We start from the raw sequence: 21,456 nt of genomic DNA, 5'->3' as shown, positions 1-21,456 counted from the left end.
GCGGATTTCATCCTGCCGCAACAAACCGGGGGCGGCACGGGGACGTGGATCAGGCGGCCGCGCTGTCCTCCTCCGGTGGGGCGGTGACGGCGGCGCAGCGCGCCGCGATGTCGTCCAGCCGCAGGCCGAGGGTGGTGGCCAGCGCCGCGATGGTGAAGAAGGCGGGGGTCGGGGCCCGGCCGGTCCCCGTTCCTCGGCTACCGGCCGCAGTTCGCCCCCACCCCCTTTCCCGCGGTCATCTGCGCCTCGGTCAACGACGCCATCGTCCACGGCATCCCGGACGGCTACCGGCTGCGCGACGGCGATCTGCTGAGCGTCGACTGCGGCGCGACCGTCGACGGCTGGACCGGCGACGCCGCCGTCAGCTTCACGGTCGGCACCCCGCGCCCCGCCGATCTACGGCTGATCGAGGCGACCCGGCGGGCGCTGGAGGCGGGCATCGCGGCGGCCGTCGCCGGGGCCCGGATCGGCGATATCTCGCACGCCGTCGGGGCGGTCGGACGCGCCGCGGGCTACGGCATCCCCGCGGACTTCGGCGGCCATGGCATCGGCCGCCGGATGCACGAGGACCCGCCGGTGCCCAACGAGGGGCGGCCCGGCCGGGGCTATCCGCTCCGGCACGGGCTGGTGCTGGCCATCGAGCCGATGTTCCTGGCGGGCGGCCGGGACGCCTACACGACGGACGCCGACGGCTGGACGCTGCGGACGGCGGACGGCAGTCGCGCCGCCCACAGCGAGCACACCGTGGCGATTACGGACGAGGGTCCGAAGGTGCTGACGGCGCCGTAACCTCCAGCTCCTCGATACCCGCGCGCTTCTTGTCGTCCGCCGACCGGAGCGTGACGCGTACGAAGCGGGCCGGGCCGCTCGCCCCGTCGCGCCAGTGCCGTCCGTCGAGCGAGGTCCGCACCGCGTACGAGGCGGGGCGGGTGGTGGTCCACCGCGGGGTCACCTTCGCGATGCGCGCCGCCCGGCCGAGGTCGGCGGTGAGCGTGCCCCTCGCCGCGTCGGGGACCCAGGCGGTGGCCGTGTTGCCGTCCAGGGCGGCCCCCGCGTACATGCCGGGCTCCTGGGTGCTCGCGGTCGCCGTCCTGCAGCGGGCGAGGTTGTCGGTCGGCTCGAGGTCGGGGCGGCGGGTCTTGAGGAGGGCCGGCGCGCCCTTGCTCACGATCTGCTTTCCGCCCTGCGGAGTCTCGATTCCGAACGGCTTGCCGGCGGTCAGCCTTACGGCCGTCTCGTGCGGTCCGATCGCCACCTCATAGGTACGGCCCTGCCAGCGCAGACCCCGCAGGGTGACGCCGTCGTGGAGCTGCGGCGGCAGCGTGGGGTTGAGCCGTACACCGTCCTCACCCATCCGCATCCCCGTCAGCCCATGGGTGAAGACCTGCAGAAAGCCACCCTTGCCGGTGAGGAAGTCCTGCGCCGGGGAGCCGGACAAGGGGTCCTGTGCACCCGCCTTCTGGCCCCGTGCTTCCGAGAAATGGTCGAAGGGACCACGGACGAACGGCTTGATGGAGCGCATGAGATAGGTGTACGAGGAGCAGCCGGGCTCACCGAGGGACGCGGCGTCGATGGCGTGCACCGAGTCCGTCATGGCCGGGCCGTCGGGATCGGTGCGGGCGGCGTAATAGTCGAGGGTCTTGGCGGCCGCCTGCCCCGACATCGGCCACTCCAGCGGGTACATGAGCAGCACCGTGTCCGCCTGCTTGATCATCGAACCCTTGTAGCCGTCGTACTGCTGGAAGACCTGCTTCTTCTTGTCGTACGGAATCCGCAGCTTGTCCGCGATCCGGGTCCACGCGGCGGGCGCCGGATGGCCGAGGACGCGGGCGGCGCGGGCGGCGTTACGCAGGGCGGTGGCCGCTCCGGCGTTGGTGAAGACCCCGTCGTCGACGCCGTTGCTGTACTCGTCCGGCCCGGCGACATTCTTGATCGAGTAGCTGCCGTCGGCGTTGCGGGTGGCGCGCCCGGCCCAGAACTCGGCGATCCCCTTGAGTACCGGCCAGCCACGCCCGCGCAGCCAGCCGGTGTCCCCCGTCGCCTGGTAGTACTGCCAGGCCGCGAGCGCGATATCGCTCTGGAGGTGGTTCTGGGTGCGGCAGTGCGGCGGATCCCAGCTGTGGCACTCGGTCCACAGCCCGCCCCGGCTCGCGCTGGTCCAGGGGTAGAACAGGCCCGGGTAGCCCAGCTTGCGGGCGTTCGCGCGGGCGCCCGCGCGCGTCTTGTAGCGGTACTCGACGATGGACCTGGCGAGCTCGGGGTGGCCGGCGAGCAGCCCGGGGTACATCCAGGTCTCGGCGTCCCAGAAGACGAGCCCCGCGTAGTTGTCGCTGGTCAGCCCGGTCGGGGAGATGCTGTTACGGGAGCCGGCGCGGGTGGCGGACAGCAGCCCGTACTGCGCGGAGCGCACCCATGCCTGGAGGTCGCGCTGCCGGGCCCCGCGCACCTCGATGTCCGAGCGCCACAGCGCGCGCCAGGCGGCGCTGTGCGCGGCGAACAGTGTGTCCCAGCCGCGGTCCGCCGCGCGCCGGGAGGCGGCGAGGGCGGCGGCGCGCGGGGCACGGGAGGTCAGGGCGGTGTCGACGCCGACGTACTTGCTGACCTCGTAGGAGCGGCCGGCGCGGACGGGAAAGCGCAGGGCCTGACGCGCGCTCAGCTCACGTGCGGCGCCCGCCTTCCGCCGGGTGGCGCCCTGGACGCCCTTCCCTGACCGCAGCGTGGACGCGACGGCCCCCTCCGTCTTCGTGCCGTCCGTACGGAAGGCGACATCGACCGTGCCGCCCTTATGGGCGCCACCGCCGGTCTGTGCCATCCGCCGCGCGCCGCGTCCGTCGAGGAGATCGGTGACGGTCGCGTCGCCGCGCCAGTGCGGGGTCATCCGCAGCCGTACGGCGCCCACGTGCGCGTCGTCGCGGTCGGCGAGGACGTCATAGGTCAGATCGGTGGCGCGCCCGTCGGACGCCGTCCAGGTGAGGGACGTACGGACGAGACCGCAGCGCATGAAGACCGTCTGCCGGTAGTGCGAGATCCGCCCGGCGGGCGTCCCGGACCCGAAGGTCTGCGCACCCTTGCCCCCGGTGGCCACGTTCAGCGTGGACCAGGTCGGCAGGGCCGCGGCGACCTGCCGGTTCTCCGTGGTCTTCGCGTTGTGGGCGTACAGGCCGGAGACGAACGAGCCGTCATAGCGCGGTGTGAACAGCGGCCACCCGGTCTTGTCGCCGGCCGCGGCGTACCCGGTTCCGTTGGGCGGGACACGCTGGCCGAGATAGCCGTTGCCCACATACGCGTGGTAGCTGTCCTTCGGATCGATACGCGTGGAGGACAGCGCCCAGCCGTCGGCGGGGCCGCGCGTACACCCCCCACCGCGCTCGGCTGCCGCGGAGGCGTCGGAATCGGGAGCGGTGGACGCCGGGGGCACCGCGGCGATCAGCCCGCACACGAGGAGCGGAGCGATCAGCCGGGCAGGGCGGGACAGCCGGGGGGAGTACGTCATTGTTCTCCGTCGTGGTTCGCCGGTGACGGTCGCAGTGACCATAAAGAGGTGAACACAGGAGGTCAATGACCCCCACCATGTCTTCAATACATGAACACAAGTGGTGAGGTGATCGTCGCACCGGGCGAGGCCTCGCCCTGGCGGTACGTCGCCCGGCTGGGCCTCAGCCTGGAGGGCGCCTTATGGACCGCGCCGGGCTCGCCGTCAGATCGTCCCCCGGGCACGCCGCACCTCCTCCTCCCGGGCGGAACGCCCCTCGCGCACGATCCGGCTGCCCGTGCGCGGCGGCCGCCCTTCCTCGTACGTACGGAACGCCGCCCGGCACACCAGCAGCGCCGCCGCGAACACCGGCAGCCAGGCCAGCCGGGCGAGCACCCAGCCGGGTCCGTCGGGCACGGTGTGCAGACCCGGCAGGGCCCGGCCCGCGAACAGGCCGGTGGCGGTGACCGCCATCATCGCGGTCTGGTGCCACAGGAAGACGGTCATCGCGGAGAGGTTGACCAGCGCCACCGCCGCCCAGACGGCGGGCCGCACGAGCACCCGCCGCAGTGGGCCGAGCAGCAGCAGGGCCGCCCCGCACTGGGCGAGACCGAAGGTGACGGCGGCCAGGGTCGGCGGGTTGAGGTTGGAGATCCCGGCGCCGGGCACCCCGACCATGGACGCCGGATAGCCCGCGAAGAGGACGAGGAACGCGGTGACGGCACCGCCCCCGGCCAGCAGCACCCACCCGGTGGTGCGGCCCCGCAGACCACCGCGGGCCCGGGCGGCGCCCAGGCAGTACGGGACGAGCCAGCCCGCCGCCACATTGATCCAGCCGAGCCAGGACGGGCCGTCGAAGCCGAACCGGCACAGGTCGACGTACAGGACGACGGTGAGCGGCCACAGCGGGTGCAGCCCCGTTACGAGCGGGGTCGCCGCCGTCAGCGCCGCGAAGACCAGCAGAAACCACAGCGGCGACAGGACCAGCTTGAGCAGCGTGTGGACGGTCACCAGGCCCACCCCCGAGGTGAGCATCGCGCCCGCCGCCACCGTCCACACCACCACCACGGCGGCGACCGGCCGGAACAGCCGCGCCATCCGGGCGCCGAGCCACCGCCGGTAGGAGGTGGACCGGGCGCGGGCGCAGGCGTAACTCCTGGCGCCCGTCTGCCCGCCGACCAGGAAGAAGACGGCGAGGGTCTGGAACGCCCAGGAGACCGGGGTCAGTTGGGGCAGGTGTCGCAGCGGGCTGGCGCAGCGCAGGGTGCCGCTGTCGACGACCAGGGCGGTCACCAGCCAGTGGCCGAGCACCACGCCGAGGATGGCGACGGCCCGCAGGGCGTCGACGGCACGGTCCCGGTCGGGCGGGGTGGCGGAGTCGATCCGCCGGATCAGGTCACGCATCACGGCCCGCCACGATCCGGGCGAGGTTCGTGAGGGCGGCCGAACCGGGCTTCAGATAGTCGCTGTGGCCGCCGGACCCCGCGTCGAAGACCCGGGCGCCGAACCCCTTCGACACCGGGTCGGCCCCGAACCCGACCGTAGTGAACGGCAGATGAAGCCGTATGTGCGGCGCCTTGGCGCCCCAGACGGTGGCCCGGGTGTGCAGCCTGCCGACGCTGTCCACGCCGACGCCGGGGCTGCCGTACAGGACGAGGTCGGCGACCCGCAGGCCCGGGTCGGCGCGGGCGCAGACCACGGAGCCGTAGGAGTGGCAGAGCGGCGAGATCCGGGCGCCGGGTCTGGCCGCGTTCACCTCCCGTACGAACCGCCGGAGTCGCGGCGCCGCGCCGTCGGCCCGCCCCGGCGTCGGCACCCCGGGGCTCAGGGTGCCCGGCGTCCCGCACCCGAGCCGGGCGACCACGGCGGCCCCGCCGCCCACCCGCCGCCGGAGCGCCATGGCCCCGGCCCGTAAGCGACCGTACGTGTCGAGGCCGGTGTCCGAGCCCGGCACCAGCACGGCGATCCGCCCCGCGCGGGCCGGATCGCCGAAGACCTCGACGGTGCGCCCGCCGTCGCGTCCGTCGAAGGAGAGGAAGTGCCGCCCCGGCCGCGCCATGGCCCGCAGCACGGCGGCCCGCCCGCGGGCGCCGTGCGCGGCGGCCGTCCGCTCGGCCGCCCGGACGCCGTCGCGGACGGCCGCGTAGCGCACGTCGAGGGCGGCGGGGGTCGCGGCCGACACCGGTTTCAGCGGCGCCGGAACCGGCGCGGGCACCGCCCCGGGGCGGGCCGCCGCCGATACCGGCGCGGCCACCGACGCGGGGACGAGCGCGGCGAGCAGGGTGCGACGAAGGCGGCTGCTGCTGCCGCGTGGGCGGGACGCCATGGCGGAGGTCCTTCCGTACCGGAGGTCATGCGTGCGGTACGGAAGCTATGAATCACCCCGTGTAGGCGGCGTCCCCCTGGAGAGGGCACCTTTCCGTAGCTCTGAGGTACTACGGGTAGGGGGCGCGGGACCCGTAAGGGCCGGCCCCCGTCGCGCGGACGGTGACCGGCCCGGGTCAGGCGAGGGCGGGCGAGGTCAGGCGCCCCGCGAGGCCGCGATCTGGCGAGCCATGATCGTCGTGAGCTCGTACGCCGTGTGGGAGGCGGCCACGGAGGTGATCTCCGCGTGGTCGTAGGCCGGGGCGACCTCGACCAGATCGGCGGAGACCAGATGGCAGGAGGCCAGCCCGCGCACGATCTCCAGCAGCTCGCGCGAGGTCAGGCCGCCCGCCTCGGGGGTGCCGGTGCCGGGGGCGTGGGCCGGGTCGAGGACGTCGATGTCGATGGAGATGTAGAGCGGCCGGTCGCCGATGCGCTGACGGAGCTGGTCGGTCACCTCGTCCACACCGCGCCGCATCACATCGGCGGAGGTGACGATGCCGAAGCCCATCTTCTCGTCGTCGTCCAGGTCCTTCTTTCCGTACAGCGGACCCCGGGTACCGACATGCGAGAGCGCGGCGGTGTCGAGGATGCCCTCCTCGACCGCGCGCCGGAAGGGCGTGCCATGGGTGTACTCGGCGCCGAAGTAGGTGTCCCAGGTGTCCAGGTGGGCGTCGAAGTGGAGCAGGGCGACCGGGCCGTGCTTCCGGGCCACGGAGCGCAGCAGCGGCAGGGCGATGGTGTGGTCGCCACCGAGGGTCATCAGCCTGGCACCGGTGTCGAGGAGCTCGTCGGCGGCGGCCTGGATGGTCTCGACGGCCTCGTTGATGTTGAAGGGGTTGGCGGCGATGTCACCGGCGTCGGCGACCTGCGCGAGGGCGAAGGGGGAGGCGTCCTGGGCCGGATTGTACGGGCGCAGCAGCCGGGACGCCTCACGGATGGCGTTGCCGCCGAAGCGCGCGCCGGGGCGGTAGGAGACGCCGGTGTCGAACGGCACGCCGACCACGGCGACGTCCGCACGGCCGCCGACCTCGTCGACGCGCGGCAGCCGCGCGAAGGTCGCCGGGCCGGCGAAGCGCGGGATGCGGGAGGAGTCGACAGGGCCGACGGGGGCGGCGGAGGGGTGGTGGGGTGCTGTGGTCATGGGGCCGAGCGTAGGCAGTCCCGGCGATCAACCACATGTACGATCCCGAGTCCCCGAGGCCGGGTATTTGGACACATCGTCCATGTCCCCGCGATGCCCGCCGCCACACCCGGCACTCTCTTCCGCGAGACGCGCCCACAGGCGCCCCCGCGTGCGTCAGCCGTCCGTCGGCTTCCCCAGGAGCTCGGAGGCGGTCTCGACGGGGTTGAGGACCGTGGGGACGGGTGCCGGGTGGCAGGTGAAGCCGAGGCGCGTCATGGCCCGGGTCACCTCGCCCGCTGTGAAGTCGCGGCGGTCCTGTCGAGTGATCACCGCCCCGACCTGCTTGACGGGGTAGGTGCGGCGGCCGATCTGGACCGACGGGCCGGTGATCGGCTCAGGACTGATGCCGCTCATCGCCTCCGTCACCTCGCGCGCGGTCAGATCGAAGGCGAAATTGGCGATGATGCAGCGCATAGTGCCTCAACGGGGAGAGAAGGGAGCCGGAATCGCCAGCGTGCCACACCTCGCGGCGGGAAGCGACAGCGCGACGGGAAAACACGTCCGCCTGGTTCCCCCCGTTCCGACGCCCCGCGTGATAGAGTTCGAGTCAGTTGCAGTTTTGGTACCCATGAACTTTGTGTGCGCCTGACGGTATGTAGCGTCAGGCGCATTTTTTGTTTCTGCCGGTCATTTCCGGATGGGGTCATTGCGGCGACACGGGATTCGTTCTATGCGAATTCCGGCTCTGCCCCTATTTTAAAGGAGAAAGACATGGCTACTGGCACCGTGAAGTGGTTCAACGCGGAAAAGGGCTTCGGCTTCATCGAGCAGGACGGCGGCGGCGCCGACGTCTTCGCCCACTACTCGAACATCGCCACCCAGGGCTTCCGTGAGCTGCAGGAAGGCCAGAAGGTGACCTTCGACGTCACCCAGGGCCAGAAGGGCCCGCAGGCGGAGAACATCGTTCCCGCCTGATCGCGGCGCATATCACGAGCCGGGGCCTGCACCTCAAGGGGTGCGGGCCCCGGCTTGTGTCCGCTTCTGAAGACCGCGCCCATCAGAAGGCACCGCATTGAGCCGCTCCGCCCGTTCGTCCCGCGGTAAACCCACGCACTCCCGTTCCGCCGTTGGTGGCCGCCCTCGCTCCGCCGGCGCACACGAGTTCGCCCTGCCGTCCGGCACCACCCCGGTGCTGCCCGCCGTCACCTCCTTCGCCGAACTGGACATGCCGGACGAGCTGGCCGCCGAGCTGGCCCAGCAGGGCGTCACCGTGCCCTTCCCGATCCAGGCGGCCACCCTCCCGAGCGCCCTCGCCGGGCGGGACGTCCTGGGCCGCGGCCGGACCGGCTCCGGCAAGACCCTGGCCTTCGGCCTCGCCCTGCTGGCCCGCACCGCCGGGCAGCGCGCCGAACCCCGCCGCCCCCTCGCGCTGGTGCTGGTCCCCACCCGGGAACTGGCCCAGCAGGTCACCGAGGCGCTCACCCCGTATGCCCGGCGGCTGCGGCTGCGGCCGGCCACCGTGGTCGGCGGAGTGTCGGTCAACCGCCAGGCCGACGCCCTGCGCGGCGGCGTCGAGGTGATCATCGCGACCCCCGGGCGCCTCCACGACCTGATCGAACGCGGCGACTGCCGGCTGGACCAGGTACGCACCACCGTCCTCGACGAGGCCGACCAGATGGCCGACATGGGCTTCCTTCCCCAGGTGACCCGGCTGCTGCGGCAGGTCCCCGCCGACGGCCAGCGCATGCTGTTCTCCGCGACCCTCGACCACAACATCGGCCTGCTGGTGCGCCAGTTCCTCGACGACCCGGCCCTGCACTCGGTCGACCCGTCCGCCGGCACCATCACCACGATGGAGCACCATGTGCTGCACATCGCGGACACCGACAAGCGCTCCGTCGTCACCCGGGTCGCCGCCCGGGACGGCCGCGTCATCCTGTTCCTGGACACCAAGCGCGCCGTCGACCGGCTGACCCGGCATCTGCTGACCAGCGGCGTGAGGGCGGCGGCGCTGCACGGCGGCAAGTCCCAGCCGCAGCGCACCCGGACCCTGGACCACTTCAAGACCGGCCATGTCACCGCGCTGGTGGCCACGAACGTCGCCGCCCGGGGCATCCATGTCGACGATCTGGACCTGGTCGTCAACGTCGATCCGCCCGCGGACCACAAGGACTACCTGCACCGTGGTGGCCGAACCGCCCGGGCGGGCGGATCCGGCAGCGTCGTCACGCTGGTCACCCCGGACCAGCGCCGTGCGATGGTGCGGCTGATGGCCGACGCGGGCATCACCCCGCAGACCGCCCGGGTCCACCCCGATGACGCCGAGCTCGCCCGGATCACCGGCGCCCGGGATCCGTCCGGTGTCCCCGTGACCATCAGCGCGCCCGCGCCCCAGCAGGCGCGCCGCGGCGGCGGGGCCGCCCGCCGCCCCGCCCGGAGCCGCCGGCCCGGGCGCTAGCAGGTGCCCGGGCGCGCCCCCGGAATTGGTCATGATCGTGTCATGCCCGACCGGCGGGGGATGCCCCCATTCCGCGACGCAGGGGAGACAATGGGCCCCATGCCCATACCCAATACCGTGCCCAGCCGTGCCGAACTGATCGACCATCTCGTCCGTACGCGGATCGCGGGCGACGTCGCCACCCCTCGGGACAACAACCTCTCCCACTACCGCAAGCTCGCGAACGGCGACCGCCACTACTGGCTCGGCCTGGAGCTGGGCGACCGCTGGACCGATGAGCAGGATGTGCTGGCGGTCATGGCGGAGCGGTGCGGAGTGGTCGACGACCCGGAGCACCGCTCCGGGCAGGACACGATCGACCCGGAGCTGACGATCGGCGCGCTGGACCGGATGGCGGCCGTACTACGGAAGGCGGCGGAGGCCGAGGAGCGGGTGCTGTTCGCCACCGGGCATCCGGGCGGACTGCTGGAGGTGCACCGGGCCACGGCGGCCGCGCTGCGCGTGGCGGGGTGCGAGATCGTGGAGATCCCGGGCGGGCTGCAGGCGGACGAGGGGTATGTCTTCCAGTTCTGCGATGTGGCGATGCTGGAGAGGGGCGCGACCCTGTGGCACACCCACTCCCCCGCCCCCATGGCGGCGATCCTGGACGGGCTGGCCCACGAGGGGCGGCCGCTGCCCGATCTGGTGGTCGCCGACCACGGCTGGGCGGGGTGCGCGGGAGAGCGGGGCATCGACGCGGTCGGCTACGCGGACTGCAATGACCCGGCGCTCTTCCTCGGCGAGGCCGAGGGGACGCTGTCGGTGGTGGTCCCACTGGACGACCATGTCACCAACCCGAGGTTCTACGCCCCGATGACGGCCTATCTGCTGGACGCGGCGGGGCTGACGGCCCAGTTCTGACACGTGCCGTCCCCGGGCCGGACCGCCCCGCCCGCCGCGCTCACTTCTTGCGCGGCACCCGCATGACGCCCTCTTGGATCACGGAGACGGCCAGCCGCCCGTCGGCGGTGAAGATACGGCCCTTGGCGAGCCCGCGGCCTCCGGAGGCGGAGGGGCTCTCCTGGTCGTACAGCAGCCAGTCGTCCACCCGGAACGGCCGGTGGAACCACATGGCGTGGTCGAGGCTGGCGCCGACGATGTCGCCGACCGTCCAGCCGCCACGGCCATGGGCGAGGAGCACCGAGTCCAGCAGCGTCATGTCGGAGACATAGGTCGCCAGGCAGACGTGGAGCAGGGGGTGGTCGGCGGCGCCGTCCAGTTTGCCGTTGGTCCGGAACCAAACCTTCGACTTCGGCTCACGCGGCTGCCCGACGCTGCCGTAGGGCGGCTCGTCCACGTACCGCAGATCGACGGCCTCACGCGCCGTGAGCATCCGCTCGGTCACCCCGGGGCCGATGAAGAGGTGCTCGTAGCGGGGCAGTAGCTCCTCGGCGGTGGGCAGGGAGAGCGGATCGGGCACGTCCGGCATCGGCTCCTGGTGCTCAAGGCCCTCCTCGGACAGCTGGAAGGAGGCCGAGAGATGGAAGATCGGCTGCCCGTGCTGGACGGCCACCACCCGGCGGGTGGTGAAGGAGAAGCCGTCGCGGATCCGGTCCACCGTGTAGACGATGGGCGCCCCGGGGTCGCCGGGCCGCAGGAAGTACGCGTGCAGCGAGTGCGCGGAGCGGTCGTCGGGGACGGTACGGCCCGCGGCGACCAGGGCCTGAGCGGCGACCTGGCCGCCGAAGACCCGCGGTACGAGGGGTGCGGCGTCGCTGGTGCCGCGGAAGATGTCCTGCTCGATCTGTTCGAGGTCGAGCAGATCGAGCAGGCTCTGAAGTGCGTCATTCATGGTTCAAGCAGTCTTGCAGACCTGTATTGCGGCGCTATTGCCGACGGACGTGGTCGCGATGACCATCACAGGCCCATCGACTTCGCGACGATCGACCGCATGACCTCGCTGGTGCCGCCGTAGATACGGCTGACCCGGGTGTCCGCGAACAGCCGGGCGATCGGGTACTCCATCATGTAGCCGTATCCGCCGTGCAGCTGAAGGCACTTGTCGATGACGACGGCGGCGCGCTCGGTGGTGAAGAGCTTCGCGGAGGCGGCGTCGGCGGCGGTCAGCTCCCCGGCGTCATGCGCGTCCAGCGCCCGGTCCACGACGGCCTGCATCGCGTCCACCTCGGACTTGCAGTCGGCCAGCACGAACTTGGTGTTCTGGAAGGACGCCACCGACTTCCCGAAGACGGTGCGGTCCTGGACGTAGCTCTTGGCGAACTCGACGGCCGCGGCGGCCTGGGCGTACGCGCCGACGGCGATGCCGAGCCGCTCCTGCGGCAGATTGTGGGCGAGATAGCCGAACGCCTTGCCCTCCTCGCCCAGCAGGTCCTCCACCGGCACCTTGACGTCGGTGAAGGAGAGCTCGGCGGTGTCGGAGGTCTTCAGCCCCAGCTTCTCCAGCTTGCGGCCGACCGCGTAACCCTCGCTCCTGGTGTCCACGACGAGGATGGATATGCCGCCGCGACGGTCCTCGGGGGTGGCGGGGGCGGTACGGGCGCAGACCAGCACCCGGTCGGCGAGCACACCGCCGGTGATGAAGGTCTTGGCGCCGTTGAGGACGTAGTGGGTGCCGTCCTCGGAGAGCTTGGCGGTGGTCTTCATGCCCGCCAGGTCGGAGCCGGTGCCCGGCTCGGTCATGGCGATGGCGGTCATCAGGTCGCCCGAGACGAACGAGGGCAGCCAGCGCCGCTTCTGCTCCTCATTGGCGTACTTGAGGAGGTAGGGGAGGCAGAGCGCGGTGTGCACGCTGCTGCCACCGAAGCTCACGCCCGCCCGGGCGCACTCCTCGGTGATGACCGCGTTGAACTTGAAGCTGGTCTCGCCCGCGCCGCCGTACTCCTCGGGGACCTCGATCCCGAAGACGCCCAGCTCACCGAGTTTCTTGTAGAAGTCGCGCGGGGCCTGGCCGGCCTCCCGCCACTCGTCGTAGTACGGCACGACCTCGGCCGCGATGAAGTCGCGGATGGTCTCCCGGAACGCCTCGTGGTCCTCGTTGAACACCGTGCGACGCATCGCCAACCCCTCCTTGCGGCTAAGCCGCCGCTCTCGCGGACCCGGCCGATCGCCGTCCTGGTTCCTCAATGAATGGCTTGGCGGTACCCGCTTGACAGTGCCCGCCTAAGCGTTTGCTCAGCGAAAGCTACCCGCGAGTCACCGGGGCTGTCCAGCGCCGTCCGGACCCTGGGCGGCGTCGAAGGCGCCGAGCGCGAGGCGGTGCAGCAGGGCGGCGGTGGCCGCACGCCCCGGGAGGGCGCCGGGGCGGCCGAGGTGGGGCGTGGAGTTGAGCAGCCCGAAGACGGCGTGGACCGAGGCGCGGACCTCGGCCTCGGAGAGCCCCGGATAGACCTTCCGCACGACCTCGACCCACAGCTCCACGTACTGCCGCTGGAGCGAGCGCACCAGCTTGCGGTCGGAGTCGCGGAGCCGGTCGAGCTCACGGTCATGGAGGATGATCAGCGGGCGGTCGTCCAGGGCGAAGTCGATATGGCCCTCGATCAGCGAGTCCAGCACCTCGGCGGGGCCGCGCCGGGCGCCATCCTCCCCGGCGGCGCGCTGCTTGCCGCCGGTCAGCAGCCGGCCGCTGATGCCGACGAGCAGCTCGGCCAGCATCGCCTCCTTGCCGGGGAAGTGGCGGTAGAGGCCGGGGCCGCTGATGCCGACCGCCGCGCCTATCTCGTCGACACCGACACCGTGGAAGCCACGCTCGGCGAAGAGGCGGGCGGCCTCCTTGAGGATCTGTTCACGGCGGGTCGGCGCCGGGGCATGCGTGCTCATGAAATCAATTCTAGACAGCGGCGTTAGTGGTCGTTAACCTGGCCGTAGTGGGTTAACGCTTATTAACCTCCCGTCGAGCGAGGGGGCTCGTAGCCATGGAGCAGGCACCGGCGCTGCGCAGCGGCGCCGATCCGGCGTCCGACGCCTGGAAGGCGAATGAGGTCGCGCACCGCGAGCTGGCCGCGCGGCTGCGCGAGAAGCTCGCCGCGGCGCGGCTGGGCGGCGGTGAGAAGGCGCGGGCGCGGCACACCGCGCGCGGCAAGCTGCTGCCGCGCGACCGGGTGGACACCCTGCTGGACCCGGGCTCGCCCTTCCTGGAGCTGGCGCCGCTCGCGGCCGACGGGATGTACGAGGGCCAGGCCCCGGCGGCGGGGGTGATCGCCGGGATCGGGCGGGTCGCGGGCCGTGAGGTGGTCGTGGTCGCCAATGACGCCACGGTCAAGGGCGGCACGTACTACCCGATGACGGTGAAGAAGCATCTGCGCGCCCAGGAGGTCGCGCTGGAGAACCGGCTGCCGTGCGTCTATCTGGTCGACTCCGGCGGCGCCTTCCTGCCCATGCAGGACGAGGTCTTCCCGGACCGCGACCACTTCGGGCGGATCTTCTACAACCAGGCCCGGATGTCGGGTGCCGGGATTCCGCAGGTCGCGGCGGTGCTCGGGTCCTGCACGGCGGGCGGGGCGTATGTCCCGGCGATGAGCGACGAGGCCGTGATCGTGCGCGGGCAGGGCACGATCTTCCTGGGCGGGCCGCCGCTGGTGAAAGCGGCCACCGGAGAGGTCGTCACGGCGGAGGAGCTGGGCGGCGGCGAGGTCCACTCCCGGGTCTCGGGGGTGACCGACCATCTCGCGGAGGACGACGCGCACGCGCTGCGGATCGTCCGCTCCATCGTCTCCACCCTGCCGCCGTCCCCCGCCCAGCAGGGGTCGCCGCCCTGGCCCGTCAAGCCCTCCGAGGAGCCCGCGGTCGACCCCGCGGGGCTCTACGGGGCGGTTCCGGTGGACTCGCGCACGCCGTACGACGTGCGGGAGGTGATCGCGCGGGTGGTGGACGGCTCGCGGTTCGCCGAGTTCAAGGCCGAGTTCGGGACGACGCTGGTCACGGGCTTCGCGCGGATCATGGGCCATCCGGTGGGCATCGTCGCCAACAACGGCATCCTGTTCTCCGAATCGGCCCAGAAGGGCGCCCACTTCATCGAGCTGTGCGATCAGCGCGGCATCCCCCTGGTCTTTCTGCAGAACATCTCGGGCTTCATGGTCGGCCGCAGCTATGAGGCGGGCGGGATCGCCAAGCACGGCGCCAAGATGGTGACCGCCGTGGCCTGCACCCGCGTCCCCAAGCTGACGGTGGTGGTCGGCGGTTCGTACGGTGCGGGCAATTACTCGATGTGCGGCCGGGCCTATTCGCCGCGCTTCCTGTGGATGTGGCCGAACGCCAAGATTTCGGTGATGGGCGGCGAGCAGGCCGCGTCCGTGCTCGCGACCGTCAAGCGCGATCAGCTGGAGGCGCGCGGCGAGGAGTGGAGCGTCGAGGACGAGGAGGCGTTCCGGGCGCCGGTCCGCGAGCAGTACGAGGCCCAGGGCAACGCCTATTACGCGACGGCGCGGCTGTGGGACGACGGTGTGATCGACCCCCTGGAGACCCGTACGGTGCTCGGCCTCGCCCTCACCGCGTGCGCGAGCGCGCCACTGCCCGACAAGGACCCCGCGGCGCCCGGCTACGGCGTCTTCCGGATGTGAGGGAGATGCCTCCGATGCCCACGACGCCCACGACGCACGCGATGTTCGACACGGTCCTGGTGGCCAACCGCGGTGAGATCGCCGTGCGCGTCATCCGCACCCTGCGGCGGCTCGGGGTGCGCTCGGTCGCCGTCTACAGCGACGCCGACGCGGACGCCCGGCATGTGCGGGAGGCGGACACGGCCGTCCGTATCGGCCCCGCCTCCGCCGCGGAGAGCTATCTGTCCATCGAGCGGCTGCTGGAGGCCGCGGCGCGCACCGGCGCCCAGGCCGTCCACCCCGGCTATGGCTTCCTCGCGGAGAACGCGGCCTTCGCCCGCGCCTGCGCCGACGCCGGGCTCGCCTTCATCGGCCCGCCGGCCGGCGCCATCGAGCTGATGGGCGACAAGATCCGCGCCAAGGAGACTGTGCGGGCGGCCGGGGTGCCGGTGGTGCCGGGCTCCTCCGGCAGCGGGCTGACGGACGCCCAGCTCATCGACGCCGCCCGGGAGATCGGCACCCCGGTGCTGCTCAAGCCCTCGGCGGGCGGCGGCGGCAAGGGCATGCGGCTGGTGCGGGACGAGGCGCTGCTCGCGGACGAGATCGCGGCCGCCCGGCGTGAGGCGCGCGGTGCGTTCGGCGATGACACGCTGCTGGTCGAGCGGTGGATCGACCGGCCCCGCCATATCGAGATCCAGGTGCTGGCCGACGGCCATGGCCAGGTGATCCACCTCGGCGAGCGCGAGTGCTCGCTCCAGCGCCGCCATCAGAAGATCATCGAGGAGGCGCCCAGCCCGCTGCTGGACGACGCCGTCCGGGCCGTGATGGGCGAGGCCGCGGTGCAGGCGGCGCGGTCATGCGGATATATGGGCGCGGGCACGGTGGAGTTCATCGTGCCGGGCGCCGACCCGTCCGCGTACTGCTTCATGGAGATGAACACCCGCCTGCAGGTCGAGCATCCGGTCACGGAGCTGATCACCGGTCTTGACCTGGTGGAGTGGCAGCTGCGGGTCGCCGCCGGCGAGCCCCTGCCGTACGCGCAGGGCGACATCGGCTTCAGCGGCCATGCGGTGGAGGCCCGTATCTGCGCGGAGACCGCCCGCGCGGCGGCCGACGGCCGGGTGGACTTCCTGCCCTCGGCGGGCACCGTGCTGGCGCTGGACGAGCCGGAGGGCGAGGGGGTGCGGGTCGACTCCGGGCTGAGCGCGGGCACGGAGGTCGGCACGGTGTACGACCCGATGCTCGCCAAGGTCATCGCCCATGGCCCCGACCGCCCCACGGCCCTGCGCCGGCTGCGCGCCGCCCTCGGCTCGCTGAGCGTGCTCGGTGTGGACACCAACACGGGCTTCCTGCGCCGGCTGGCCGCCCACCCTGACGTCGCCTCGGGCGACCTGGACACGGGCCTGGTCGACCGCGCCGCGGCGTCGCTGGTCCCGTCGGTGATACCGGCCGAGGTGTACGCGGCGGCGGCGCTCCTGCGCCAGGCGGCGCTGGAGCCCATGGGGAGGCGCGGTGGCGGGCTCGGCGCGCGCCCGCGGCCCGGCGGCTCCGGCCTCGGCGCCCAGCCGGGCGGCCCGGCGGCGGACGTCTGGGTGGACCCGTTCTCCGTGCCGACCGGCTGGCGGCTCGGCGGCGAGCCCGCCTGGACCGTCCACCGGCTGCGGGTGCCCGGGCACGAGCCGGTGACGGTCCGGGTACGCGGCCGCGCGCACGACGCGGAGGTCCTGATCGAGCGGCCGGACGCCGATGCCCCGGCGGCAGCGGGCGCGACGGCGATGCGTCCACCGTCCGGTGACGCCCGCGCCGCGCCCGCCGGCGCGGCGCGCGGCGACGCGGGTGTGCGGCCTGCCGCGACCGGCACCCGCGCGGACTCGACGGCCGTGGGCGCCCGGCCCGGCCGGGGTGCGGCGTCCCACCCGGGCGACACCGCCGGCTGTGCCCCGGCGATGCCCGGCCCAGCCGCCGGTTCGGCTCCGGTCCCGGGCGGTGAGGCGCCGCGCGCCGGGGACACCGGCGACGGCGGGGCGCGCACGGCCGTCCGGGCGCGGCTCATCGAGGTCGCCGAGGGCGGCGGGGCCGGGCGGGTCGTGCTCGACTGGGGCGGGGTGACGTACCCCTTCCGGTACGTCGCGCACGGCGCCGACCGCTGGCTGGGGCGCGACGGCGACGCCTGGCGCGTGGTCGGCCACGACCCGGTCGAGGAGGCGCTGCGCGGCGGGGCCGCCGCCGCCCACGCCGGGGAGCTGACCGCGCCGATGCCCGGCACCGTCACCGTCGTCAAGGCGGCCGTCGGCGACGAGGTGACCGCGGGCCAGGGCCTGGTGGTGGTCGAGGCGATGAAGATGGAGCACCTCATCTCCGCCCCGCACGACGGCACCGTCACCGAGCTCGATGTGACCCCCGGCAGCACGGTCGCCATGGATCAGCTGCTGGCGGTCGTCACCCCGCATGAGACGACGCCCGAGGAGGGTGAGTGATGTCCCTGCCCGACAGCCCCCGCGGCCCCGGCGGACTGCCCATGACCGTTCCCGCCCCCGCGGTGCCCTCCCGGGTCCGTATCCATGAGGTGGGCCCGCGGGACGGGCTGCAGAACGAGAAGGCGCTCGTACCGGTGGCCGTCAAGGCCGAGTTCATCCGGCGGCTCGCCGAGGCCGGTCTCGGCACCATCGAGGCCACCAGCTTCGTCCACCCCACGTGGGTGCCCCAACTGGCGGACGCCGAGGAGCTGATGCCGCTGCTCGACGGGGTGGAGGCCCGGCTGCCCGTGCTGGTGCCCAACGCGCGCGGGCTCGACCGTGCGCTCGCGCTCGGGGCGCGCGAGATCGCCGTCTTCGGCAGCGCGACGGAGTCCTTCGCCAAGGCCAACCTCAACCGGACGGTGGACGAGGCGCTCGAGATGTTCGAGCCGGTTGTCGCCAAGGCCCGCGAGGCGGGGGTGACCGTGCGCGGCTATCTGTCGATGTGCTTCGGCGACCCGTGGGAGGGGCCGGTCCCCATCTCGCAGACCGTCTCGGTCAGCCGCCGCCTCCTCGACATGGGGTGCGACGAGATCAGCCTCGGCGACACCATCGGCGTGGCCACGCCCGGCCATGTGCTGGAGCTGCTCGCCACCCTCAATGAGGCGGGCATCCCCACCGACCGCCTCGCCGTGCACTTCCATGACACCTACGGCCAGGCGCTCGCCAACACCCTCGCGGCGCTCCAGCACGGCGTGACCACCGTCGACGCCTCCGCCGGGGGCCTCGGCGGCTGTCCGTACGCGAAGAGCGCCACCGGCAATCTCGCCACCGAAGACCTGGTGTGGATGCTCGACGGCCTCGGTATCGAGACCGGGGTCGACATCGGCCGTCTCACCGCGACCAGCGTGTGGATGGCCCGGCACCTGGGCCGACCCAGCCCGTCCCGCACCGTCCGCGCACTCTCCCAGAAGGAGATTTGAGTCATGTCGATCGACCACCGACTCTCCACCGAGCACGAGGAACTGCGGCGCACCGTCGAGGCGTTCGCGCATGACGTGGTCGCCCCCAAGATCGGGGAGTACTGGGAGCACCATGAGTTCCCGTACGAGATCATCCGCGAGATGGGCCGGATGGGCCTGTTCGGCCTGCCCTTCCCCGAGGAGTACGGCGGCATGGGCGGCGACTACTTCGCGCTCTGCCTGGCCCTTGAGGAGCTGGCCCGGGTGGACTCCTCCGTGGCCATCACCCTGGAGGCCGGGGTCTCGCTCGGCGCGATGCCGATCTTCCTCTACGGGACGGAGGAGCAGAAGCGGCAGTGGCTGCCGGGCCTGTGCTCCGGGGAGACGCTGGGCGCGTTCGGCCTGACCGAGCCGGGCGGCGGCTCGGACGCGGGCGCCACCCGGACGACGGCGCGGCTGGACGAGGCGACCGGCGAGTGGGTGATCAACGGCACCAAGTGCTTCATCACCAACTCCGGTACGGACATCACGGCGCTGGTCACCGTCACCGCCGTCACCGACCGCACGGCCGACGGCCGCCCCAAGATCTCCTCGATCATCGTGCCGTCCGGCACCCCCGGCTTCACCGTCGGCGCCCCCTACTCCAAGGTCGGGTGGAACGCGTCGGACACCCGTGAGCTGTCCTTCGACGACTGCCGGGTCCCGGCGGCCAATCTGCTGGGCGAGACGGGCCGCGGTTACGCCCAGTTCCTGCGGATCCTGGACGAGGGCCGGATCGCGATCTCCGCACTGGCCACCGGGCTCGCCCAGGGCTGTGTGGACGAGTCGGTGTCGTACGCGAAGACCCGCGAGGCGTTCGGCCGCCCCATCGGCGCCAACCAGGCCATCCAGTTCAAGATCGCCGACATGGAGATGCGCGCCCATATGGCCCGCGTGGCCTGGCGCGACGCGGCCTCCCGGCTGGTGCGCGGCGAGCCTTTCAAGAAGGAGGCGGCGATCGCGAAGCTCTACTCCTCCGAGGTCGCGGTGACCAACGCCCGTGAGGCGACCCAGATCCACGGCGGCTACGGCTTTATGAACGAGTACCCGGTGGCCCGGATGTGGCGGGACTCCAAGATCCTTGAGATCGGCGAGGGCACCAGCGAGGTCCAGCGGATGCTGATCGCGAGGGAGCTGGGCTTCGCGAGCTGACCCCCGGCCGGGCCGGACAGCCGGGCAGGGGGCGGATGCCGCGCGTCCCCCTGGTGTCCGGCCCGGTCAGCGGGGTGTCCGGGGTCTTGTCCGGGCGCCGGCCCCGGCCGTTGGAGGAGGCGTGAAAGCGCGTTGTCACCTGACCCCACGCCCGCCAGGATGACGGGCATGGGGAACCAGGGGGAATTAGAGCCGCACTCGGCGCGCAATGCCGCGGAATTCGTCGCGCTGATGCGGGAGCTCAAAGAAAGTTCGGGATTGACGTACCGGCAGTTGGAGAAGCGTGCGGCCGAGCGCGGAGAGGTATTGGCGCGCAGCACCCTGGCCGATGCGTTACGTCAGGACGCTTTACCGCGCACCGAAACGCTGATGACATTCCTCCGCGCGTGCGGAGAGGAGCGTCGGGCCGGGGAATGGCTGGAAGCCCGGAACGACATCGCCGTCGGCCGCGCCCCGGACATCCGCGCCGACCATGTCCAGCCGGAATCCGCCGCCTCCGAAAGCCCGCTCATCGAGGAGACGCAGCGACCGGACCCCTCACCGCGAGCGCGCCGGGGCGTGCCGCGTGGCCGGCTGGTCGGCACGATGCTGGCGCTGTTGGCCGTGGGCGGCGCATCCCTCGTGGTCGCGATGAAGGCCGGCGACAGCGGTCAACCTACGCGGGAGACGGGTGCGGTGGCGTCCACCGCACCCTCCGCTCCCCCGCCGGGCACCTACCGCATCCGCTCGGTCGTCTCCTCCTTGTGTCTGTCCGAACGCGCGAGCGAGGGCGGGGGCAATATCTTCCAGTCCGCATGCCGGAGCAGTGTTCCGGTCTACGCCCTGGAGGGCTCGCAGGACGCCACGTACCGCATCCGGTCCCTCCATCCGGTCTTCGGCTATGGATGTTTCGGCGTGGAGAAGGGCAGCTCCGAGGGAGGCGCCCAGATGATGGACGACTACTGCGGCCACCGCGGCACCGCCGAGCGGTTCCGCATCGAGCGGGTCGCGGCGCCGGTCCGCGGATTCCGGATCAGGCCCATGCACACGGGTGACTGCGTATCGCTGCCCGGTGGATCGAAGCGTGCCGGGTCCCCGGTGCTTCAGCTGCCTTGCGACAGAGGGGACACGGGGCAGATCTTCAGCTTCGATCCGGTCCGGGCGCCGACGGCCGTTCCCACCATCAGCAGCAACTGAGCCCCCCTTATTTCGGGGCTCGGTTCGCCTCCGGGGCGCTAAAGCCACTGTCGACAGTCGACCGTGCTCGACCCCCCTTTTTTCGGGGCTCGGTTCACCTCCGGGGCGCTCAAGCCCCTGCCGACGGTCGACCGTGCTCGACCCCTCGTTCCTCGGGGCTCGGTTCACCTCCGGGGCGCTAAAGCCACTGTCGACGGTCGACCGTGCTCGGCCCCCCTTTTTTTCGGGGCTCGGTTCGCCTCCGGGGCGCTAAAGCCACTGTCGACGGTCGACCGTGCTCGGCCCCCCTTTTTTCGGGGCTCGGTTCGCCTCCGGGGCGCTCAAGCCACTGTCGACGGTCGACCGTGCTCGGCCCCCCTTTTTTCGGGGCTCGGTTCACCTCCGGGGCGCTCAAGCCACTGTCGACGGTCGACCGTGCTCGACCCCTCGTTCCTCGGCGCCTCCGCGCGCTCTCCCTTACGACAGCGGCGCGCCCCTTCGGCTCACTCGCCAGGGGGCACCCCACACCGAGACGGAACCCCGGGGCCTGCGCGCGCTCTCCCTTACGACAGCGACGCGCCCCTTCGGCTCACTCGCCAGGGGGCACCCCACACCGAAACGGAACCCCGCAGCCTGCGCGCGCTCCCTTACGACAGCGACGCGCCCCTTCGGCTCACTCGCCAGGGGGCACCCCACACCGAAACGGAACCCCGCAGCCTGCGCGCGCTCCCTTACGAC

Annotated in this window: 16 protein-coding genes and 2 pseudogenes; 9 read left to right on the top strand and 9 right to left on the bottom strand. The window is 72.4% G+C overall.

All coding sequences use genetic code 11. The features are described from left to right. Positions 1-49: 49 nt before the first annotated feature. Positions 50-184 (bottom strand): annotated as a pseudogene (locus ABZS71_RS24230) (transcriptional regulator); the annotation flags it as partial. Between ABZS71_RS24230 and map the strand changes: the two are divergent. Then, positions 184-789, top strand: a pseudogene (gene map, locus ABZS71_RS24225) (type I methionyl aminopeptidase); the annotation flags it as partial. The pseudogenes ABZS71_RS24230 and map overlap by 1 nt on opposite strands. Here map and ABZS71_RS24220 read toward each other — a convergent pair. The 5 genes from ABZS71_RS24220 to ABZS71_RS24200 form a co-directional block, all read right to left on the bottom strand. Then, positions 752-3,493 carry a discoidin domain-containing protein gene (locus ABZS71_RS24220; protein WP_356213499.1) on the bottom strand — a complete coding sequence of 914 codons (2,742 nt, stop codon included), beginning with the start codon at positions 3,491-3,493 and terminating at the stop codon, positions 752-754. The pseudogene map and the gene ABZS71_RS24220 sit on opposite strands and share 38 nt — an antisense overlap. A gap of 204 nt (positions 3,494-3,697) precedes the next feature. Next, positions 3,698-4,876 (bottom strand): acyltransferase, encoded by a 1,179-nt coding sequence (locus ABZS71_RS24215; protein WP_356213496.1) that lies wholly within the window; start codon positions 4,874-4,876, stop codon positions 3,698-3,700. After that, the gene (locus ABZS71_RS24210; RefSeq protein ID WP_356213493.1) at positions 4,869-5,798 is read right to left on the bottom strand and encodes an alpha/beta hydrolase; all 930 of its coding nucleotides are present in this window, start codon (positions 5,796-5,798) and stop codon (positions 4,869-4,871) included. Before ABZS71_RS24210 ends, ABZS71_RS24215 begins: the two co-directional genes overlap by 8 nt. Before the next feature lie 195 nt (positions 5,799-5,993). After that, complete coding sequence (gene speB / locus ABZS71_RS24205) at positions 5,994-6,980, bottom strand: agmatinase (protein WP_355854069.1); 987 nt, start codon at positions 6,978-6,980, stop codon at positions 5,994-5,996. Positions 6,981-7,136: 156 nt separating this feature from the next. Then, positions 7,137-7,436, bottom strand: a complete 300-nt coding sequence (locus ABZS71_RS24200; RefSeq protein ID WP_355854066.1) for an SCO5918 family protein — start codon at positions 7,434-7,436, stop codon at positions 7,137-7,139. Between the two features lie 297 nt (positions 7,437-7,733). Between ABZS71_RS24200 and ABZS71_RS24195 the strand changes: the two genes are divergently transcribed. From ABZS71_RS24195 to ABZS71_RS24185, 3 genes are all read left to right on the top strand, one after another. Next, complete coding sequence (locus ABZS71_RS24195; protein WP_010986199.1) at positions 7,734-7,937, top strand: cold-shock protein; 204 nt, start codon at positions 7,734-7,736, stop codon at positions 7,935-7,937. Positions 7,938-8,034: 97 nt separating this feature from the next. Next, positions 8,035-9,420 carry a DEAD/DEAH box helicase gene (locus ABZS71_RS24190; protein ID WP_356213490.1) on the top strand — a complete coding sequence of 462 codons (1,386 nt, stop codon included), beginning with the start codon at positions 8,035-8,037 and terminating at the stop codon, positions 9,418-9,420. 99 nt (positions 9,421-9,519) lie between these two features. Then, a complete protein-coding gene (locus tag ABZS71_RS24185; protein ID WP_356213487.1) occupies positions 9,520-10,320 on the top strand; it encodes a phosphatase in 801 nt (266 codons plus the stop codon). 40 nt (positions 10,321-10,360) lie between these two features. On the opposite strand, the gene ABZS71_RS24180 is transcribed toward ABZS71_RS24185, so the two are convergent. From ABZS71_RS24180 to ABZS71_RS24170, 3 genes are all read right to left on the bottom strand, one after another. After that, positions 10,361-11,251, bottom strand: a complete 891-nt coding sequence (locus tag ABZS71_RS24180) for an acyl-CoA thioesterase II (RefSeq protein ID WP_355854056.1) — start codon at positions 11,249-11,251, stop codon at positions 10,361-10,363. A gap of 65 nt (positions 11,252-11,316) precedes the next feature. Continuing rightward, positions 11,317-12,474 (bottom strand): acyl-CoA dehydrogenase family protein, encoded by a 1,158-nt coding sequence (locus tag ABZS71_RS24175; protein ID WP_356213484.1) that lies wholly within the window; start codon positions 12,472-12,474, stop codon positions 11,317-11,319. 138 nt (positions 12,475-12,612) lie between these two features. Beyond that, a complete protein-coding gene (locus tag ABZS71_RS24170) occupies positions 12,613-13,236 on the bottom strand; it encodes a TetR/AcrR family transcriptional regulator (RefSeq protein WP_356213481.1) in 624 nt (207 codons plus the stop codon). Between the two features lie 95 nt (positions 13,237-13,331). Here ABZS71_RS24170 and ABZS71_RS24165 point away from each other — a divergent pair, with 95 nt between their 5' ends. From ABZS71_RS24165 to ABZS71_RS24145, 5 genes are all read left to right on the top strand, one after another. Beyond that, entirely contained in the window at positions 13,332-14,975 is a 1,644-nt protein-coding gene (locus ABZS71_RS24165) for a carboxyl transferase domain-containing protein (protein ID WP_356213478.1), read from the top strand. Positions 14,976-15,016: 41 nt separating this feature from the next. Further along, positions 15,017-17,431, top strand: coding sequence for a biotin carboxylase N-terminal domain-containing protein (locus ABZS71_RS24160; protein ID WP_356213552.1), 2,415 nt, complete (start codon positions 15,017-15,019; stop codon positions 17,429-17,431). Beyond that, positions 17,431-18,393, top strand: a complete 963-nt coding sequence (locus tag ABZS71_RS24155; protein WP_356213475.1) for a hydroxymethylglutaryl-CoA lyase — start codon at positions 17,431-17,433, stop codon at positions 18,391-18,393. Before ABZS71_RS24160 ends, ABZS71_RS24155 begins: the two co-directional genes overlap by 1 nt. 3 nt (positions 18,394-18,396) lie before the next feature. After that, positions 18,397-19,563: an acyl-CoA dehydrogenase family protein gene (locus ABZS71_RS24150; RefSeq protein WP_356213472.1), complete on the top strand. Its 1,167-nt coding sequence runs from the start codon at positions 18,397-18,399 to the stop codon at positions 19,561-19,563. A gap of 369 nt (positions 19,564-19,932) precedes the next feature. Continuing rightward, on the top strand, positions 19,933-20,739 hold the full coding sequence (locus ABZS71_RS24145; protein ID WP_356213469.1) for a hypothetical protein: 807 nt from the start codon (positions 19,933-19,935) through the stop codon (positions 20,737-20,739). Positions 20,740-21,456 lie beyond the last annotated feature (717 nt).

Source organism: Streptomyces sp. NPDC005393, from assembly GCF_040606675.1.
Lineage (GTDB): Bacteria > Actinomycetota > Actinomycetes > Streptomycetales > Streptomycetaceae > Streptomyces.
Note: the sequence above shows the minus strand (reverse complement) of the source record. Positions and strands in the feature narration are given on the sequence as shown.

Bases quoted from the DNA above. Each gene is read 5' to 3' on its own strand.
- ABZS71_RS24220 (WP_356213499.1), bottom strand. From the start codon at position 3,493: ATGACGTACTCCCCCCGGCTGTCCCGCCCTGCCCGGCTGATCGCTCCG.
- ABZS71_RS24215 (WP_356213496.1), bottom strand. From the start codon at position 4,876: ATGCGTGACCTGATCCGGCGGATCGACTCCGCCACCCCGCCCGACCGG.
- ABZS71_RS24210 (WP_356213493.1), bottom strand. From the start codon at position 5,798: ATGGCGTCCCGCCCACGCGGCAGCAGCAGCCGCCTTCGTCGCACCCTG.
- speB (WP_355854069.1), bottom strand. From the start codon at position 6,980: ATGACCACAGCACCCCACCACCCCTCCGCCGCCCCCGTCGGCCCTGTC.
- ABZS71_RS24200 (WP_355854066.1), bottom strand. From the start codon at position 7,436: ATGCGCTGCATCATCGCCAATTTCGCCTTCGATCTGACCGCGCGCGAG.
- ABZS71_RS24195 (WP_010986199.1), top strand. From the start codon at position 7,734: ATGGCTACTGGCACCGTGAAGTGGTTCAACGCGGAAAAGGGCTTCGGC.
- ABZS71_RS24185 (WP_356213487.1), top strand. From the start codon at position 9,520: ATGCCCATACCCAATACCGTGCCCAGCCGTGCCGAACTGATCGACCAT.
- ABZS71_RS24180 (WP_355854056.1), bottom strand. From the start codon at position 11,251: ATGAATGACGCACTTCAGAGCCTGCTCGATCTGCTCGACCTCGAACAG.
- ABZS71_RS24175 (WP_356213484.1), bottom strand. From the start codon at position 12,474: ATGCGTCGCACGGTGTTCAACGAGGACCACGAGGCGTTCCGGGAGACC.
- ABZS71_RS24170 (WP_356213481.1), bottom strand. From the start codon at position 13,236: ATGAGCACGCATGCCCCGGCGCCGACCCGCCGTGAACAGATCCTCAAG.
- ABZS71_RS24165 (WP_356213478.1), top strand. From the start codon at position 13,332: ATGGAGCAGGCACCGGCGCTGCGCAGCGGCGCCGATCCGGCGTCCGAC.
- ABZS71_RS24160 (WP_356213552.1), top strand. From the start codon at position 15,017: ATGTTCGACACGGTCCTGGTGGCCAACCGCGGTGAGATCGCCGTGCGC.
- ABZS71_RS24155 (WP_356213475.1), top strand. From the start codon at position 17,431: ATGTCCCTGCCCGACAGCCCCCGCGGCCCCGGCGGACTGCCCATGACC.
- ABZS71_RS24150 (WP_356213472.1), top strand. From the start codon at position 18,397: ATGTCGATCGACCACCGACTCTCCACCGAGCACGAGGAACTGCGGCGC.
- ABZS71_RS24145 (WP_356213469.1), top strand. From the start codon at position 19,933: ATGACATTCCTCCGCGCGTGCGGAGAGGAGCGTCGGGCCGGGGAATGG.